The organism is Corallococcus sp. AB049A (assembly GCF_003668885.1).
In the GTDB taxonomy this organism is placed as follows: domain Bacteria; phylum Myxococcota; class Myxococcia; order Myxococcales; family Myxococcaceae; genus Corallococcus; species Corallococcus interemptor.
Genome location: NZ_RAWL01000625.1, coordinates 1 through 3,642, shown reverse-complemented (window position 1 = coordinate 3,642; position 3,642 = coordinate 1). Strand labels below are relative to the sequence as shown.

Here is a 3,642-nt window from a genome sequence, read left to right as displayed (position 1 = left end):
GTGTATAAGAGACAGGCCCGGGCATGAGGGCGTGGCTACCGTTTCCGGGCACGGCCACGACGGCCGCCAACGGCTGCAAACCGGCTGAGAAGAGGAGTCACGTCATGTACCAGTTCCAAGGCTCGGAGCCCCTGCTGCCTCCCGTCCCTCCGCGCCCGGAGGGCGCCGTGCGCCGCGAGTGGCGCCGGCTGAGGGACCACAGCGCCGCGGCGGGCATCCTGTCGCGTCCGCTGTTCGGCACGCTGCCCCTGCGCCGCTGGGTGCCGCAGGACGTGCACTCGGTGCTGGACTACGTGGGCGGCGCGGCGCTGGCGGTGGTGGGCAGCGCGTCCGGTGACAGCACGGCGAAGGCGGCCGGCTGGGCGCTGGGCGGCGCCGCGATAGGCGTGTCGCTGTTCACGGACTACCGGCTGAGCCTCACGAAGCTCATCCCCATCGAAGCGCACGAGCTGGCGGACTACGCCTATGGCCTGGGCGCCATCCTCGCGCCCTTTGTCCTGGGATACGCGAAGCGCTCGCCCGTGGCGGCGGCCCTGCACGTGCTGTTGGGCGTGAAGGTGCTGGCCGCGTCGCTCGTCACGGACTACCGCTGCCAGACGGGCATGCACCTGGGCGGGGAGCTGGCCACGGACCCCGAGGGCGTCGGGGCCTGAAAGTGTAATCATTTTGGGCGATGAAGGCCCTGGTGTAACGATTTTTGGAACCGGATAACCATTTTGGTTACGTTCTCCTTCTGGAGAACGATTTTTGGAACCGTTCGGTCAAGCCATCCGCGCACGCCTGGGAGTCGACCTTCCTCCCAAGGCGGAGCCCATTGGTTACGCCCGGCTCGTCCTGGCGCACGAACTCGTCGTGCTGCCGCATCACCAGGTGTCCTTCGTCGCACCGGGAAGCGGGAAGCGCGAGCACATCGAGAGGGGGCGGAGCATTGTCCGCTATCCTCCGACCTACGCTCCGCAGCCAGGGCTCTTCCATCAACTGGAGTTCGCGCTCAAGTACGAAGGGGTCTCGCTCGAAATCCTCTCCGCCCTGTTCGAAAAGGTGCCCCGGAAGACGCTGGAGCCTCAGCTCCTGGATTACATCCAGCGACGGCCCACCGGACAGTACTCGAGGCGGCTCTGGTTCCTCTACGAGTTCCTCACCGGACACAGGCTGGAACTGCCAGACGTGGCCAGCGGCAACTACGTCCCATTGCTGGATCCCCAGGTGTACTTCACCGCCACGGATGAGCGCAGCCGGCGCCATCGTGTCATCAACAACCTGCTGGGCACCGTGGACTGCTGTCCCATGGTGCGGCGCACCGGGAAGCTGAAGCACTTCGCCAGCCTGGAGCTTGCGAAGCAGGCTTCCCGGCTCATGGAGGAGTACGACGCGGACGCGCTCCGCCGGGCCGTCAATTACCTCTACACCAAGGAGACCCGCTCCTCATTCGCCATCGAGCGGGAGAAGCCAAGTCCGGACCGCACCGAGCGCTACGTGGCCCTCCTGCGGCGCGTTCCCCAGTGGGACACGCTGGATGAGGCGACGCTGACGGACATCCAGAACCAGACCGTGGATCCGCGCTTCGCGGAGACGGGTTACCGGCAGGGGCAGAATTACATCGGTGAGACCGTGAGCTTCACCGAGCAGAAGGTTCACTACCTGCCGCCCCGTCCCGAGGATGTCCCCTCCCTCATGAAGGGACTGCTCGCCAGTCTCGAGCGGATGGCGAAGGCCCACGTGGACCCCATCGTTCAAGCGGCGGCGGTGTCCTTCGTCTTCGTCCTCATCCACCCGTTCCTGGATGGCAACGGCCGCCTGCATCGCCTGCTCATCCACTACATCCTGTCGCGCTCGGGCTTCACGCCCCAGGGCATCATCTTTCCCGTCTCCGCGGTGATGCTGCAGAAGCGCTCCGAGTACGACGCCTGCCTCGAGTCCTTCTCTGCCCCGCTGATGCAGCAGGTCGACTACACGCATGACGAGGACTGGCAGGTCACGGTGAAGGGCAAGACCGGCAACCTGTACCGTGCAATCGATTGCACGCGGATGGCGGAAGACCTCTACGCCTGGACCGAGGAAACCATCCGCACGGAGTTCCGCAAGGAGCTGGAGTTCATCGTCCGCTACCGTCAGGCCCGCGAACAGATGGAGCAGGTGGTGGACATGCCGGATCGGCAGCTGAACCTGTTCATCCAGGGGGTCCTCCAGAACAAAGGCAGGCTCTCCGCGACCAAGCGCGCCTCACACTTCGAGCTCCTCACCGACGCGGAGGTTCAGGCGCTGGAGGAAATCATCCAGGAGCAGTTCCTCAAGGGCTCAACTTGAGCAGGAAGCCATCCTGCAGCGGCCGTGACGGTCCGTCCTCCGGGACGGACCGGTTGAAGCCTCCGGCGAGCAGCACGGCGCCGGACGCGTCCACGCTCACGGCGCGGGCCTGGGCCACGGTGCCCGGGCTCGCGAAGCCGCGCACCCAGAGCGACGCGCCCTCTTCGGGCAGCAGCTTCGCGACATACAGGCCCGGAGGCAGCTGGCCTCCGCCCAGGGCCGGGCCGCCGTCATGGCCGCCCGCCACCGTCAGCTGGCCCGCGTCGTCCGTGGCCACCATGGGCGCGCCGGTGGGGAAGGTGCGCGCCCACTGCTGGCCGCCGCGCGCGTCGTAGGCCAGCAGGAAGCCGTCGCGCGAGTCCGCGCGGTGGAAGGTGTTCTTGAAATACAGCCGGCCGCTGAAGCCGCCGCCCACGAAGACGCGGTCGGCGCCCACGGCCACGGACACCGCGGTGCCATCCGTGCCGCGCACGTCGTGACTCCAGACATGGTCGCCGTCGCGGGTGAGCTTCACCACGAAGGGCGTGTGCTGGCGCACGGTGACGAAGGTCGCGTCGCCCAGCGACACCGCCCCCGCGTAGCCGCCCACCACGTGCACGTCGCCAAAGACATCCACCGCCACCGCCCGCGCGGAGACCTCGCCCTCGCCTGAAGGCATCCACACGCGGCTCCAGCGCTGCTCGCCCTTCGGCCCCACGCGCAACGCGAAGCCCGCGTGTCTGCCCTGGGGCGTGGTCTTCAATCCCTCTCCCAGGTCGCGCGCGCCGGCGAAGTCGCCCACCAGCACCGCGCCGCCGTCGTGGTCGGACGTGACGCCGTTCACCGCCACCGGGCCCTCACCCGGCAGCGAGCGCACCCAGTCCAGCGCGCCGCCACCATCCAGCCGGGCCAGGAACGGCCCTTCCGGAAGCGTGGCGCCGTCGCGGGTGAAGCCCGCGGACATGCCTGTCAGGAAGATGTTGTCATTGGCATCCACCGCCAGGCCGCCCACGCGGGCCCGCGCCGCGTGCCGGGGCGCCCAGCCGCGCGCCCACTTCAGCGTGCCGTCCGGCGAATACCGCGCCACCAGCAGATGGGGCGCCACCACGTTGCGATTGAAGGGCAGGGGACCCGCCCCCAGGTCCACGGGCTCTTGATAGGTCGCCGCCACGAGGACGTCCCCGTTGGAGGTCACCACCGCGTGCGGAGCCTGAGGGTCCCCAACCATCAGGGTCCGCGACCACACGTGGGCCTCCTCGCCCTCCTGCGCCACCTGTCCGCCCACCTCGCCGAGCACCGGGATGCGCGGCGACGTGGCCCGGGCTTCCTCGCACCCCACGAGGAAGAGTCCCCCCA

The 3,642-nt window shown here is 68.5% G+C and carries 3 protein-coding genes; 2 read left to right on the top strand and 1 reads right to left on the bottom strand.

The features are described 5' to 3' along the window. The first annotated feature begins 104 nt into the window (after positions 1–104). Both D7X55_RS37360 and D7X55_RS37355 read left to right on the top strand, forming a co-directional pair. The gene (locus D7X55_RS37360; RefSeq protein WP_120552164.1) at positions 105–653 is read left to right on the top strand and encodes a hypothetical protein; all 549 of its coding nucleotides are present in this window, start codon (positions 105–107) and stop codon (positions 651–653) included. Between the two features lie 94 nt (positions 654–747). Beyond that, positions 748–2,307, top strand: coding sequence for a Fic family protein (locus tag D7X55_RS37355; RefSeq protein WP_121725521.1), 1,560 nt, complete (start codon positions 748–750; stop codon positions 2,305–2,307). On the opposite strand, the gene D7X55_RS37350 is transcribed toward D7X55_RS37355, so the two are convergent. Continuing rightward, positions 2,291–3,642 (bottom strand): hypothetical protein (locus D7X55_RS37350; RefSeq protein WP_233610302.1); only part of this gene is annotated, 1,352 nt, incomplete at its 5' end. The two genes, D7X55_RS37355 and D7X55_RS37350, sit on opposite strands and share 17 nt — an antisense overlap.